This is a genomic window from Streptomyces sp. NBC_00390, from assembly GCF_036057275.1.
Taxonomy (GTDB): Bacteria; Actinomycetota; Actinomycetes; order Streptomycetales; family Streptomycetaceae; genus Streptomyces.
Genome location: NZ_CP107945.1, coordinates 8,392,141 through 8,406,770 on the forward strand (window position 1 = coordinate 8,392,141; position 14,630 = coordinate 8,406,770).

Annotated in this window: 10 protein-coding genes; 4 read left to right on the forward strand and 6 right to left on the reverse strand. The window is 69.8% G+C overall.

The window, feature by feature from the left end; genetic code table 11:
• Nucleotides 1–9 precede the first annotated feature (9 nt).
• The 3 genes from OHS70_RS37560 to OHS70_RS37570 form a co-directional block, all read right to left on the reverse strand.
• Nucleotides 10–1,806: an acyl-CoA dehydrogenase gene (locus OHS70_RS37560; protein ID WP_328405154.1), complete on the reverse strand. Its 1,797-nt coding sequence runs from the start codon at nt 1,804–1,806 to the stop codon at nt 10–12.
• Nucleotides 1,807–1,866: 60 nt separating this feature from the next.
• Nucleotides 1,867–2,637: an SDR family oxidoreductase gene (locus tag OHS70_RS37565; RefSeq protein ID WP_328405156.1), complete on the reverse strand. Its 771-nt coding sequence runs from the start codon at nt 2,635–2,637 to the stop codon at nt 1,867–1,869.
• A 333-nt stretch (nt 2,638–2,970) separates the two neighbouring features.
• Nucleotides 2,971–3,348 carry a MerR family transcriptional regulator gene (locus OHS70_RS37570; RefSeq protein WP_328405158.1) on the reverse strand — a complete coding sequence of 126 codons (378 nt, stop codon included), beginning with the start codon at nt 3,346–3,348 and terminating at the stop codon, nt 2,971–2,973.
• A gap of 116 nt (nt 3,349–3,464) precedes the next feature.
• Here OHS70_RS37570 and OHS70_RS37575 point away from each other — a divergent pair, with 116 nt between their 5' ends.
• A complete protein-coding gene (locus OHS70_RS37575; protein WP_328405160.1) occupies nt 3,465–4,541 on the forward strand; it encodes an alkene reductase in 1,077 nt (358 codons plus the stop codon).
• Nucleotides 4,542–4,991: 450 nt separating this feature from the next.
• Here OHS70_RS37575 and OHS70_RS37580 read toward each other — a convergent pair whose 3' ends face one another.
• Nucleotides 4,992–5,984, reverse strand: a complete 993-nt coding sequence (locus tag OHS70_RS37580; protein ID WP_328405162.1) for a helix-turn-helix domain-containing protein — start codon at nt 5,982–5,984, stop codon at nt 4,992–4,994.
• Nucleotides 5,985–6,437: 453 nt separating this feature from the next.
• Nucleotides 6,438–7,664, reverse strand: a complete 1,227-nt coding sequence (locus OHS70_RS37585) for a cytochrome P450 family protein (protein WP_328405164.1) — start codon at nt 7,662–7,664, stop codon at nt 6,438–6,440.
• Nucleotides 7,665–7,853: 189 nt separating this feature from the next.
• On the opposite strand from OHS70_RS37585, the gene OHS70_RS37590 reads away from it, so the two are divergent.
• The gene (locus OHS70_RS37590; protein ID WP_328405166.1) at nt 7,854–8,417 is read left to right on the forward strand and encodes a hypothetical protein; all 564 of its coding nucleotides are present in this window, start codon (nt 7,854–7,856) and stop codon (nt 8,415–8,417) included.
• Nucleotides 8,418–9,008: 591 nt separating this feature from the next.
• On the opposite strand, the gene OHS70_RS37595 is transcribed toward OHS70_RS37590, so the two are convergent.
• Entirely contained in the window at nt 9,009–12,671 is a 3,663-nt protein-coding gene (locus tag OHS70_RS37595; RefSeq protein WP_328405168.1) for an nSTAND1 domain-containing NTPase, read from the reverse strand.
• A gap of 91 nt (nt 12,672–12,762) precedes the next feature.
• Between OHS70_RS37595 and OHS70_RS37600 the strand changes: the two genes are divergently transcribed.
• Both OHS70_RS37600 and ligD read left to right on the forward strand, forming a co-directional pair.
• Nucleotides 12,763–14,238, forward strand: coding sequence for a glycosyltransferase family 39 protein (locus OHS70_RS37600; protein ID WP_328405170.1), 1,476 nt, complete (start codon nt 12,763–12,765; stop codon nt 14,236–14,238).
• Nucleotides 14,239–14,322: 84 nt separating this feature from the next.
• The gene (gene ligD / locus OHS70_RS37605) at nt 14,323–14,595 is read left to right on the forward strand and encodes a non-homologous end-joining DNA ligase LigD (RefSeq protein ID WP_328405172.1); all 273 of its coding nucleotides are present in this window, start codon (nt 14,323–14,325) and stop codon (nt 14,593–14,595) included.
• Nucleotides 14,596–14,630: the final 35 nt, after the last annotated feature.

Consider the following 14,630-nt stretch of genomic DNA (forward strand, 5'->3'; position numbering starts at 1 on the left):
AGGGCAAGCTCAGAAGCAGTCCGCGGGCATGTCGAGGGTGGTGCGGTCGAGGCTTTCCAGCAGTGCGAACTGCGCCTCCGTCCTGGGCAGTTCGTACCGGAAGAAGTACTGACCCGCCCGGCGCTTGCCCTCGTAGAAGGCGCCGCTGCGTCCGGCGGCGGCCAGCATCTGCTCCAGCCACATCCAGGCAACCACGACGTGTCCCACGGCCTCCAGGTAGACCGAGGCGTTGGCGAGGGCGGTCTCGGCGTCCCCGGCCTCCCACAGGCGCTGCGTCACGGCGGCGACGCGGGCGACGGAGGCGTCCAGCTGCCGTCCGAAGCCGGCTACCTGCTTCTCCGCGGCGGCCGCGCGGGCGGTCGTCATGGAGACGGTCTCGATGAGCAGGCGGAGCCCCGCGCCGCCGTCCATGACGACCTTTCGGCCCAGCAGGTCGAGGCCGTGGACGCCGTGTGTCCCCTCGTGGATGGGGTTGAGGCGGTTGTCCCGGTAGAACTGTTCGACGTTGTACTCGCGGGTGTAGCCGTAGCCGCCGTGGACCTGGATGGCAAGGTTGTTGGCCTCCAGGCACCACTGGGAGGGCCAGCTCTTGGCGATCGGGGTGAGCATGTCCAGCAGAAGCCCGGCCCTGGCCCGCTCGTCGGCCGTCGTGGCGGTGCGCTCGTCGTCCAGCAGCCGCCCGCAGTACAGGATGAGGGCCAGCGCGCCTTCGACGTACGACTTCTGGGCGAGGAGCATGCGCCGGACATCGGGATGCCCGACGATCGGGATCTGGGGGGTGGTGGCGTCCCTGGCCATGAGCGGGCGCCCCTGGGGCCGGGTGCGCGCGTAGTCCAGGGCGTGGAGGTAGCCGGTGTAACCGAGTGCTGTGGCACCGAGTCCGACACCGATGCGGGCCTCGTTCATCATGTGGAACATGTAGGACAGTCCGTGGTGGGGCTCCCCGACCACGAAGCCGACGGCACCGGGGGCCCCGCCGGGCCGGAAGGCGCCCTCACCGAAGTTCAGCAGCGTGTTGGTCGTCCCTCGATACCCCATCTTGTGATTGAGGCCGGCCAGGGCGACATCGTTGCGCTCGCCGAGCGTCCCGTCGGAGCCCACCAGGACCTTGGGGACGATGAAGAGCGAGAGTCCCTTCACTCCGGGCGGGCCGCCGGGGATCCTGGCCAGGACCAGGTGGACGATGTTCTCTGTCAGTTCGTGGTCGCCACCCGAGATCCACATCTTGTTACCGAACAGGCGGTAGGTGCCGTCGTCGGCCTGTTCCGCGCGGGTGCGCACATCAGCCAGCGAGGAGCCCGCCTGTGGCTCCGACAGACACATGGTCCCGGAGAAGCGGCCCTCGACCATCGGGCGGACATAGGTGTCGATCTGTCCGGGGGTGCCGTGGGCCAGCAGCAGGTTTGCGTTGCCGATGGTGAGGAAGGGGTAGGCGGCCGTTCCCACGTTGGCTGCCTGGAACCAGGCGAAGCAGGCGTTGGCCACCACGCTGGGCAACTGCATGCCGCCCACCTCGTGGTCCATGCCCCCGCCGATCAGCCCGGCCCCGGCGAAGACCTTCAGGGCCTCTTCGACTTCGGGGATGATGTGCACCCGCTCGCCGTCGAAGTGCGGCTCCTGGGTGTCGTTCTTCTTGTTGTGCGGGGCGAAGTGCCGGGCGGCGATCGTCTCGCTGAGGTCCAGTACGGCATCGAAGGTTTCGCGTGAGTGGTCGGCGAAGCGGGGGCGGGCGGTCAGGGATTCAACGTCGAGCCACTCGTGCAGCAGGAAGTCGAGGTCTCGGCGGGAGAGCAGGAGGGAGGCCATGGTCCTCTTCTTCTCGGGTTCGGGTTGCTTGTGCGGGGGAGGGGAGCTGTCGCCGACCGGTCAGACCGTGGTGCCGAGGCCGCCGTCGACGGGGATGACGGCGCCGGTGACGTAGGCGCCCGCACGGCTGGCCAGATAGACGGCGACGCCCGCCATGTCGTCCGGCCGCCCGATCCGGCGCAGCGGAGCCGCCTCCGCGATCGCCTCGCCCATGGCGTCCAGGGTCGCGGCCATCATCTTCGACTCGAAGGGGCCGGGCGCGATGGCGTTCACCGTGATGCCCTGCGGCCCGAGCTCCTTGGCCAGCACGCGGGTCAGGTGGTGCAGGCCCGCCTTGCTGGCCGCGTAGGAGTAGGCCGAGACCGGGCTGACGTGCAGGCCGTCGATGGATCCGACGTTGATGATCCGCGCAGGGTCCTCCGTCGACCCGCCGGCGCGCAGCTTCGGCAGGAGGGCTTGGGTGAGCAGGAAGGGGCTGCGCAGGTTGAGGTCCATCACCTTGTCCCAGCCGCTGACCGGGAACTCGTCCAGGGGCGCGCCCCAGGTGGCGCCGGCGTTGTTCACCAGGATGTGCAGCCGCTCCTCCCGCTCGCCGATGTCTTCGGCGAGTCGGTGGCACTCCTCCTCGCGCGACAGGTCGGCGGGCAGCGCGACCGCCTGGCCGGGACCGGAAAGCCCGCGCACGGCCTCCTCGCAGGCTTCCGCCTTGCGGGAGCTGACGTAGACCTTGGCTCCCGCTTCGACCAGGCCCCGGGCGATCATCAGGCCGATGCCGCGGGAACCGCCGGTCACAAGGGCGGTTTTGCCGGAGAGGGAGAACAGAGAGCTCACGGTGGACTCCTAAGGGGGGAGGGGCGGCACGGGCAGGCCCCGACTAGATACTAAGCAGTCGCTTAGTTAATTTCCAAGCCTTGCGGCCACGGAACCCCTTCCGTGCCTCCGCGCCTCGACTGTGGCGGGTGGACCGGCAGTGGATCCCCCCGGCCCCGGATGAGCGCCCTTGGCGTCGTCGTCGCCGACATGGGTGCCGCCCGCGCCATCTACGGCCGGCTCGGCCTCACCTTCCAAATCGACGAACTCATGCCCACCCACGCCGCCTGCGACCTGCCCAGCGGCCTCCATCTCATGCTCGACACCGAGGACTTCGCTGCCGCGCCGCAGACATCAGTCGGCGACCGCCGACCGCACGCGCTCCCGATGTTCCCGCGCCATGGTCATCAGCCTGGCGAGGGCGTCACGGGTGCGTACAAGGTCGGCGATACGCTCGGACAGCCGGTCGCGCTCCTGCGCCATGCGTTCCAGCGCGGCGTCGGAGTTCTCCTCGCTGGGAGAATCGACGCACGGCAGCAGTTCGGTGATGGTGCGGCTGGACAGTCCTGCGGCGAACAGCCGCTGGATGAACATGACCCGCTCGACCTCGTGTTCCGTGTAGTGCCGCTGTCCGCTGGGGCTGCGGGTGCTGGTGAGCAGTCCCTGCTCCTCGTAGTAGCGCAGGGACCGGACGCTGACTCCGGCCCGTGAGGCCAGCTCCCCGATGCGCACGCCGTCTCCCTCTGTGCTGTGAGCTGAGGCACAACCCTTGCCTCTGACGTCAGTGTCAGGTTCTAGCGTAGCCGCCGCGCCCGGTTGTCCGGCGCCGATCACGAAGGAGCCATGACATGACGACCTTGTTCACCAAGTACCCGCTGGGGGACCTGTCGCTGCCCAACCGGGTGGTGATGGCCCCGATGACACGGGTCCGGGCCGCCGCGGGCGGTCTGGCGACGCCGTCGATGGCGACCTACTACGCGCAGCGGGCCACGGCTGGACTGATCGTCAGCGAGGGGGTGCAGCCGAGCGTGGTCGGGCAATCCAACCCCGGCACGCCGGGACTGCACACCGACGAGCAGGTCTCCTCGTGGCGCCCGGTCACTGATGCGGTGCACGCCAACGGAGGACGGATCTTCGCCCAGATCATGCACGGCGGACGCGTTTCGCACCCCGACACCACCGGTATTCAGCCGGTCGGTCCCTCGGCAGTCGCGGCCGAAGGGTGGAAGGTGTTCACCCCGACCGGGCTCCAGCCGGCGCCGATCCCGCGCGCTCTGGACACCGCCGAGGTGTCCGAGCACGCCGAGTCGTACGCCCAGGCCGCCCGCCGCGCCATCGACGCCGGCTTCGACGGCGTGGAGCTGCACGGCGCCAACGGCTATCTCATCTCGCAGTTCCTCTCGTCCAACGCCAACCTGCGCACCGACCGCTATGGAGGCTCGGTGAGCAACCGGATCCGCTTCGCCGTCGAGGCGGTGTCCGCAACCGCCGAGGCCGTCGGCGCGGCCAGGACGGGAATCCGCCTGTCCCCAGGCGTAACCTTCTGGGGAGTCGAGGAGACCGACGTCCCCGAGCTCTACACCGCGCTACTGACCGAACTGTCCCGCCTCGGACTGGCCTACATCCACCTCGAAGCCACCGCCGAGGAGGAGGTGCTGGCCGGCCTGCGCCGCGCATGGCAGGGCACCCTGATCATGAACCCTGTGCTCCCGATGGGACCGAAGCACACCGGCCGGGACGAGGCCGACCACTGGCTCGACCTGGGGGCCGAGCTCATCAGCTTCGGCCGCGCCTTCATCTCCAACCCCGACCTGGTCGAGAGGCTGCGCACCGGAGTGCCGCTCGCTCCCGTCGACGAGGCCACGTACTACCAGGGCGGCGATGCGGGGTATCTGACCTACCCGGCATACCAGTACACGACCTGACACCGCCCCCTCGGCGTCCGGCCCCCGACACATCCGGCGTCCCGGCGAACACCCCGCTTCACCGCCTCGGAGGGCATCCAGGTCCACGGCGGAGGGGCAGGATGGTATCCCCGACGGTCTTGATGCCGCGCGCGTGGGCCGCACGGTCGGCTTCTCGTGGACCTCGATGAGCTGACGTGCGGTCACGCGGGGTGCTGATCCCATGCGGTCGCCCATCTCGGGGGCGTCGATGTCGTTCGTCTCGTGTGGATGATCAAGGTGCGTACCCCGGGGCGGTCGAGTACGCCGCGCCGGAAGCGGTCGTCGGCTGGGGCCCTCGCCCTTCCACTCGCTGCGCGACCGCCCGGTCCACCTGGTGGTCGGCAGCTAGGGGGATGTGGGTCGAACGGAGGTCCTGGTCGGGTGATCTTCCGGCTGTACGCGCATGAAGGCAGGGCTGACAGACGCCCGTCAGCCTTGGTCCGGGTCCGCGGAGCGGTCAACAGGTAAGCGGCTGCGGTACCGCATCTCCCGGGGACTTACCCCGAAGCGCTGCCGGAACGCGGTGCTGAGCACGCTCGCGGAGGAGAAGCCCGACGCGTACGCCAGATCCGTGATCGTCATGTGCTCGAACCCGGGGCACTGCAGCCGGTCCCGCACGAGCCGCAGCCGCTCCTCCCTGATCAGGTCCCGGGGGGTGGTCCCCACCCGCTGCAGTGCCAGCTGCACCTGCCGTAGTGACCAGCCCAGCGCCTGTGCCATCGACGCCCCGGTCAGCTCCGGATCGGCCGCGTGTCCGCGTACGAAGCGGCGCACCATGGCTTCCACCTCGACCAGATGCTCCGGCGCGTCCGGGCGGTCATCACCGATCGCGAGCATGCACAGCAGCTCGACGATACGGTCGGACACAGCGTTGAACTGGGGGTCGGTGAGGCTGTCGCGCTCCTTGAACAGGCTGTTCAGCATGGCGCTCAGTACGTTGCCCAGGCCCTTGCTCAGATCCAGCCCGACGGCCAGCGGCGACTTCCGGTTCAGCGGGCCGTCCACCTCGCGGGCGGGGATCGTGAGGATGAACGCATCGCTCGCCTGCTCCTGGATGCACTCGAAGGGTGATCCGAAGGTGACCAGAGTCCCGGTCCCCGGCGTCATCCGTGCCTCCTGGTCATCCTGCCGCAGCACGATCGCTCCGCTGAGCGGAAGCAGGAACCGGTAGTCCTCGTCCGGGTCCTGCCGGACCTGACGTGCCGTCCGGGTGTACTCGATCTCGTCCGACCGGAAGCGGACGAGCTGATAGGTCTCCGTGTGCTGGCGAACCGTCTCCCCACGGAAGTTGTCCGTACGTGCGTATCTGTAGTCCATCCTGGACTGATAGGACGCGATGTGCTCGCGCCAGAACTCGGCGCGCTCACGAGGCTCCACTTCCCCGGTCGACAACGACTCCACGCTGTACGTTCCCCCGGGCACCCAGACCCCCTCCGCTGTGTCCGCTTCCTGACGTCAGCGATGTGCGAATCCTCAACTAAGCCGGAAATTCCGGTAGTTGCCTGAGTGCGGAGTGTAATACAGGGCTCCTGATCTCCGCAGACTTCGTGAACCGCACATGTTTGTGCGTCGTTGCCGGCTCTGCGCTTTGCAGCAATTTCCTTGCGTGTGGGGGCAATACGCCAGGCGGCCGGCCTGCTAACCGCAAGTGACATTCGGGAAGCTGCTCGGCCGCTTCCGGGCAGGGAGCCGGCGGGCCACCTCGACGAACCGGGCCCGACAGCCCGGCCCCTTCCACCATGCGCGCCATGCCACGCCCTGCCGGACGGTTCCTGCCCCCAGCCGCCCGGGGATCGAGGGGCCTGCCGAAGTCCCAGGACCCCGCAGGATTCTCCGCAGCTGGCAACCGGTGCCGCGACGCGGCCCGTGGAGCAGTCAGAAGAGGCGTACGGGCAGGGCGCGGTGACCGTTGGAGATGAAGGAGTCCACAGGCTCCAAATCCTCCTGCGGCACGGCAAGGGCGAGACCGGGGAACCGCTCGAAGAGTGCCGGGAGCGCGATGGACGCCTCCAGACGGCCCAGGGGAGCGCCGAGGCAGAAGTGCACCCCGTGGCCGAAGGCGAGATGCTCCTTGTCCGCGCGGCTGACGCGGAAGCGGTCGGCGTCCTTCCCGTACCGCTCGGGACAACGGCCGGCGGCGGCGTACGCGGCCAGGATCGCTTCGCCCTTGCGGATCACCATCCCGTCCAGCGCGATGTCCTCCACGGCGTACCGCAGGGGCAGACTGGCGACCGGGGCGTCGAAGCGCAGTGTCTCCTCGATCACGTCGTCCCACGAGGCACGGCCGGCACGTACCTGCGCGAGTTGTTCCGGGTGGGTGAGCATGGCGTGGATGGCGTTGTCGATGAGATTGACGGTGGTTTCGTGACCGGCGCTGATCATGAGCACCAGCGTGTCGAGGAGTTCCTGCTCGCTCAGCCGGGTGTTGCTCTCGTCGTCACGTGCGGCAATCAGCTCGGTGGTCAGGTCATCGGCGGGCGCCTTTCGCTTTGCGGCGACGAGGTCGCCCAGGACGGCGTAGAGCCGTGAATAGGTGGCGGTGACCTCCGTAGGATCCGCGGAGGTGTGGAAGATGCTGTCGACGAGGTGCCGCAGTTCTTCCCCGCTTTCCTCGGGGAGGCCGAAGAGCTCACTGATCACGTTGATCGGCAGCGGATAGGCGAATTGCTCCCGCAGGTCCACCACACCTCGCTGCCGCCCGTCCGCAGCGAGGCGGTCCAGCAGACCTGCGGTGATCTCTTCGATGCGCGGCCGCATGGCGGTGGTCCGGCGCGCGGTGAACGCCCTGGCGACCAGCGTCCGCAGCCGCTTGTGCTCGCCGCCGTACGCGGTGAACATGTTCCGGACCGCGACCCAGGTGAACAGCGGCCACTCCGGGGAGATCTCCCCATTGATCCAGGCGGGCCAGTGCCGGCGGGGGTCCTTGGAGACCCGCGGATCGGTGAGCAGTCCTTTCAGCAGGCCGGGACTGCTGACTGCCCACGCCTCCACCCCGCCGGGGAGCTCCACACGTGTCACCGGGCCCAGCTCACGTATGCGGGTGGCTTCGCCATGGATGTCGCGACCGGTCGGGTCTATCACCGCAGGGTGCTGGGCTGCCATTTGAGACTCCCTGGTTCGAACTCCGATACAACTCCGGTGGCATCACGCTACGTCGTGGTAGCAGCGCGGAGCGAGAACGCCTCCCGCATGCTGCGTGCGACGACAACTTCCCTACGCGTGCACACAAGTGACCCTTCTCGTACGGTCCTACTGTCATGGGCATCCGACAGGAGAGACCGGTGAGGACCCATGATGATCAACAGAGTCCCGCAATGGGTGCAACGGTGTGACCGGGAGGTACAGGCACTGCCCGCAGGGCAGTGGTGGGACGCCGTACGCGTGCCGCTCAGCCTCGGAGTCCGTGCCCTCGAGTACCTCGGAGGCGATGCGAGGGCTGTGATCAAGGACGACTACGGCAGCATCCTCTACTGGCTGATCCGGAAAGGGAGCGCCGACCACTGGCAGTTGCCGCAGGTCCAAGTGCTCGGACAGAACTGCCATGTGGCGATTCCGCCTCAGCATCGCACGTCCGGGCCGGGGCTCCACTGGCACGTTCTGGCGACGCGAGAGGGGTACTGGACGAGCACCGAGCGGTTGCACTCGGCGCTGGCCGCGACCACGCTGTCCCGCCCGCTTGCACTCAACTGCTGCCGTTGCGAGCGCAGCACCGAGGCGCCGGTCCTCGTGCGCATCATCGAGTCCCCCTCCGGTCCCGCCAGGGCGGTGTACGTCTGCCCCGACTGCGCGCCCCAGTGCCCTCCAGGACCTGGCCGGCTGGAGCAGCGCCTCTCCACCCGGCTGCCGCGCGTCTGACGAGAAGGCGCACACAGCGCGTCACAGACAGCGGCCGACGAGTCATCGCTCCTCGCAGTGCACCGTGGCCGCCGCCCGATCGGCCTGCTCGTGCCCCCATCCGTCGCCGCTGTCAGTGACCCTGAGCCTCAGGCGTCGGGGTGCCATCTGCCGTTGCTGGCGTTTTGCTTGACCGGTCCCCAGCCGTTGACAGTAGTGCCGAAGTCCAGTGCGCACACCGGTACTTCGCCGTGCGGCGGACGGGCCAGAACACCCGAGTCGAACGCCACCGCCGCCGATCGTGCTCGCTGTCGTTCTGGCGATTGAGCTTGCTGGCGGAGAAAACGAACCAGCGCCGCACGTCGGTGACCCGGGCGGTCCACTCGGCGCCGATGCGGTAGCCCCTCTCGGTCGAGGTCGTAGGCGGTGCCGGTGAGGCGCCCGCGGTGAGGTGGTAGACGCATTCGGTGGTGTGACTGAGGCGTACATGCCTCCACCGCCGTCTGTGGCGGACACCGACACTGTGTCATTGTGCATTCTCGGCTTCGACTGCATGCGATGAGACTCCTGAGCTGCAGTTCCGTGGACTCCAGGCGCGTTCGGGGCAGCCAGTCAGCAGGTAGCGCGGTACGGGACGGCGGGGAGGTACCTTTCCCAGGCTGCCCGGGACAGCCCACTGCCCGTCCGGCGGCACACCGCTTCAGCGGTCCGCCGCGGCTCCAGGCCGTACGAATGGACCGTGACATGCCGCGTCGTGATGCGCAGCCGGGTGTCGTGCTCGGCGAAGGCCACGGCCAGCACCGGGCCGTCCACCGAGGTGAGCGGTGCGGAGGGTCCGGCGGGCGCCCCGGTTTGCCACAGGCGCAGTGAACCGTCCGCGCCGCCGACCGCGACCGTGGTGCCGTCCGCCGAGAAGGCGAGTGCGGGAGGAGGCCGGTGCAGGTCGCCTCTGTTGCTCGAGCCGGCCACGAGTACGGCGAGGCGCCGCTGCCCCTTGCCGTCCCAGAGAGTGACCCGGCCGTCCATGTCGCCCATCGCGAGGAACCGACCGTCCGCACTGAACACGGCCGTCACGCCCAGGCTCTCTGCGGTCATGACGCGCCTGGACCGGCCGGAGGGCACATGGATCAACTGCCGGTCGGTGGTGAGGACATGGCCGTCGGGGGACATGGCGAGGGCATCGCCGTCGGGAGCCCTGCGTACCGCGGTACGACTCTCCCCGTCGAGCGTCCACCGGTCGGTTTCGGTGACGGACTGGGTGAGGACCATGGACCGGCCGTCCGGTCCGAACACGATGCCGTTGACGCCTTTCCCGACAGTCACCGCGCGGCCCCAGGAGTTCAGCCGCCGCACCGTTGCTGTGGCGGTCTCCCGGTCGCGGCCGGTGAGATGGGCGAAGGCCCTGCCGTCGGCGCTGAACGACACCAGTGGCGGACAGTCTTCGCACACCGACTCTGGCAGCGTGCTCCTGAGCTCACCACTGCCGCCGTCCCGGATCTGGATGCGGCGCCCTGTCACCGTGGCGAGCATGGCGCCGCCCGGGGCGAACCGAGCTGCAGCGTACGGCTGTTGCTGCCATTGTCGGGGCACAACTCCGTCCAGGGACAGCGTCCGCAGGACTGCCGCAGGGTCGGAGCCCTCCTGGTAGCGGAGCACGCCGACCGCAAGATCCAGCCGCAGGTTGGACAGGCCCACGCCGGTCACCGGATGGTTCAGGACTGGCGCCGACAGGTCGTCGGTCCGCCACAGCTGTACGGCGGATTGCGATGCGGTCGCCACAAACATGCCGTCGTCGCTGAACGTCACCTCCCACGCGGACGGCACCGGTATCGGGGGCCGCTCCCGGCCCGTGCGCACGTCCCAGCTGCGGATGCCGGACTCCGCCGGGTAATAGATCCCCCGGCCGTCCGGCGTGAACGCCCAGGTGGAATCGGTGCAGAGGTCCCTCTCGGCGCTGCCCGGCCAGTCGACGGGCAGCCTGCGGTGCTCCCGTATGTCCCACACCTGGAGAGGGCCGGTTGCGGGGCAATACGCGAACAGCCGGTCGTCCGGTCCGACCGCGGCGTGGCGGGCGCCGTACCGCGACAGGGGGATGTTCAGCAGCAGCCGCGCCCGGGCTGCGTCCCAGACCTGTAGGCCGGCGAAGCCGTTGTCGGCTCCCGTGCGGCGCCGCACGACGAACGTGCGGCCGCTCGGCCCGAAGATGCCCTCCATGGCGTCGCCGTCGGCGATCGGGCTCCCCGTCAGCCGCCCCTTGGCCAGGTCCCACAGCCGTACACCGTCCCCGGTTCCGACGGCGACCGTACGTCCGTCGGGGCTGATGTCCTGCACAGCCGTGGCCAGCCGTCCCAGCCCCGGATACGGCGACAGGCGGCGACGCGTGACCAGATCCCAGCGCTCCACCCGTTCCGGCCCGGTCTTCGTCAGCGTTCTGCCGGTGCGGTCGAGACGGCGCCAGGAGTCGTTCTTGTCCTCCTCGAACGCGACCAGAGGCGGCGCCGTGAAGCTGTCCAGCTCCCGCTGCGCCGCAGCCCCGAACAGAGCGGCCCGCGTCTCGGGCAGATCGGCGACGCGCCACCCGGCGAGGGCGAGCTGCATCGCGGTCCGCGGTTCGGAAGAGCGCAGTGTGTCCGCGACGCCTGCGATCCGCCTCGCCTCGGCCTCGGTCGCCCGCCGGTCACTCACCCGGCCCTGCTGCCAGGCGGTCAGTCCGGCGACAGCGGCGAGGCAGAGCAGCACGGAGAGGGCGACGGCCAGAGTCCGCAGCCGCCGGGTGGTGCCGGCGGCGGCGTGCTGAGCCTGAACGTGTGCGGCGAAGGACGCATCGAGAAAGTCCTGCTCGCAGGAGGTCAGACCATCGTCCGTACCGTCTTTGAACACCTCGCGTGCCGCCTCGAGTTGCATACCCCGGTACAGCGCGCCCGTGTCGCGGTTCAGGTCCTCCCAGACGCGGGCCGCCTCGGTGAGCCTGCGGTGCAGGTGCAGCCGATCGCGGTCCTCGTCGACCCAGGTACGCAGCCGGGGCCAGGCCGTGATCAGTGCCTCGTGGGCAAGGTTTACGGCGCCGTCGTCGGCGGTCAGCAGGCGGGCCCGTACCAGCCGCTCCAGCACCCGGCCGGCGCGCGCCGAGGCGACCAGCTCCGCGTGCTCGGCGGGCCGGCGGGTGTCCGGGGTGCCGTCGCCGGGGGAGATCAGCCGGAGCAGCAGCGCCCTGGCCGCCCGCGCTTCCGGCTCGCTCAGGCCGGCGTAGATCTTCTCCGCAGTGTGGGCGATGGCACCCTGCACACCGCCGATCGCGTCGTACGCCGACTCCGTCAGCGTCCGGCCGCGCCGTCTGCGCCACACCTCCAGCAGGGCGTGGGACATCAGCGGCAGCCCGCCCGGCTCGTCCGCGACGTCGGCGACGACACGGGCGGTGAGCGCACGCTCCACGATCAGCCGCTGTGCCGACGCGGGTCCGACCACGGCTTCCCGCAGCTGTGCCGCGTTCATGGGGCCGACGAGCAGCGCCGCGTCCTTCAGCGCCGAGGCCAGGCCGGGATGTTCGGCGCAGTGCCCGTAGAAGTCCGCGCGTACGGCGATGACCACACGTGCCCCCGAGTGCAGCAACAAACCGATGAACTCGTCGCGTTCGGCAGTGTCACGGCAGAGAGTGAAGACCTCCTCGAACTGGTCGACCACGACCAGTACCCCCTCGGTCAGCAGATCCTTGTGCGTACGGGCGGGGCGTGGGCCGGGCGTGAGGATGCGGATCACCGATGGCCGGGGCACGGGACAGGCCGCTGACTCGTCCCGCAGCGCAGGCACCAGCCCCGCCCGCAGCAGGGACGACTTGCCGCTGCCGGACGCGCCGACGACCGCCGCGAACGGGCGGCGGGAGGTGAGCTCCAAGAGGTCGGCGACGAGTTCGTCGCGCCCGAAGAAGTGAGCGTGGTCCTCGGGGCCGTACCGGGCGAGGCCCGGATAGGGCGGAGCCGCGAGGGCGTCGTCGGGGGCCATGGGCTGTTCGGCCAGCTCGGCCGATGCGGCCCGCCAGCGTTTCTCCCAGCCGTCCGGGCCGGCGCCGCAGGCTTTCACATAGGCGAGGGACACGGGCAGCGACGGCAGGCGCTCGCCGGCGGCGGCGCCGGACAGGGTGGGCGCGGAGTAGTCGCTGTGCCTGGCCATATCCCGGTACGTGGGGCTGCCCGACGCGCGACGTAGCTGGCGCAGTTCGTGTGCGAAGCGCTGCACCGGCCCGGCGGCCGGGTCCAACGGCTTTTCACGGCGTCCCATTTGATGTCTCCGTTCCCCTGGCCCGGAGAGTAATTGATTGGTGCGGGGCGAGGGGCCTGCCCATCAATGCGCCGGCCGGTGGACTCGCTCCATGATCGACACGGTTGTTGAATCGCCCCCTGCACGCACCGCATCGCGCCTGTCGCCGGTCCTGCTCATCCTCGGGCCCGTAGCGCTGACACTGGCCCTCGGGCTGTGGGGGATACGGCGCGATGGCACGCTGTGGGGCGACGAGGCGGTCACCTATGAGATCGCGCACCGCACCGTGCCCGAGATCTGGCGCACGCTCGGCTCCGTCGATGCCGTGCACGGCCTGTACTACCTGCTGATGCATGCCCTGTTCACCGTGTGGGAGGGCGGGTTGGTGGCGCTGCGTCTGCCGTCCGCCGTGGGGATGACGGTGACGGCCGCCGGTGTGACGCTGATCGGCGCCCGCCTTGCGGGACCGCGCGCGGGACTGCTTGCTGGTCTGCTGCTGCCTCTGCTGCCGACGGTGCAGCGGTTCGCCCAGGAAGGCCGGTCGTACGCGCTGGTGTGCGGGCTGGTCACCTGCGGGACATGGCTGCTGCTGGAACGGCGCTGGGCGGTCTACGGGGCGGTGATGCTGGTGGCGTGCCTGCTGCACGAATTCGCGGTGCTGGCCCTGCTCGCGCACGGGGTCACGGTGCTCGGCCGATGGCCCTGCGCGGAGGTGGTCCCGGACCGGCGGGGGACGGCGCGCTCAGGTCGCCGCGTGGGACTCGGGCTGGGCAAGACACGCGCCCGGGGCTGGACTGTTGCGGCAGGGGCTGTGGCCGTCGGGCTCGCGCCGCTCGCCGCCTTCAGCACCACGCAGGCGGGGCAGGTGGAATGGATCGGTCGGCCCGGCGCCGGGCAGCTTGCGGTGTTCGGTGCGCTGGCGCTGCTGGGGTGGGCGTGCGCCCGGACGCCGTCCGGGCAGGCCGTTCGGTCCGTCGCATTGCCGCTGCTGATCCTGCCCATGGGGCTGCTGATGGCGGTCTCGTTCGTGCATCCGTTGTTCGTGGACCGCTATGTACTGCCGTACGTCATCGGCCTCGCCCTCCTTCTGGGCGCTGTTCTCGACCAGTACTGGAGCAGGGCGCTGGCGCTGTCCGCGGCCGCGGCAGCAATGCTCACTCTCGTCGCCCACGGCCCGTTTCTGCGCTCGCCGGACAGCCGCAAGAACGATGTGAGGGCGGTCGCCCACGCCATACGGGACACGGCCGACCCCGGCGACGGGCTGCTGTTCACGCCCGCACGGCGGCGGGTATGGACGCTGGTCGAGCCGGCCGCCTTCCGGGAGCTGACGGACCTGTCGCTGGACGGCGCTCCGCGCGCTTCGGACACGCTGTTCGGCAGGGAGGCGCGACCTGCGGAGATCCGGGCTCGGATGCTGGCGAGCCGCCGGATCGTGGTGGTGCGCGACCTGGCCGGGCAGCCGCTGGACACGGCGTCGGGTGAGGAGATGAAGCGTGCGGTGCTGCACAGCTACTTCGAGGAGTGCGAGGGGAGGCGTGAGGTGGGCCAGGCCCGCATCACAGTGTTTGCGCGGCCCGGCGCCTGCTGACTGGGACCGTCAGGCCCACCGCTCACGCCCCGGCTCCCCCGGCACCGAATCTCAGCGTGACCCGGCGCAACCTCGCGCACCAGCATGAGTCAACACTGTGGCAAGTCGGCGCACGGACCGGGCACCGGGAACGCATACGCTCAGACCGCAGTTGCGCCCTACGCGGTCCGCGCACGCCGGGGTGCCCCGGTCGCGGCTCCCCTCGCCTGGTCCGAGGTCAAGGATCCGGGCATCGATGCCCGAAGCTTCACCACCGACTCGATTGCCGGGCGCCTGGACGCCGACCCGTGGGGAAACGTACTCCAGCACCCCTGCTCGATCCGCGCCGCCCGACGACGGCTCGAGAAATCGATGTGACGCCGGGCGGGCAACCAGCTTCCGAGTGCACCGGC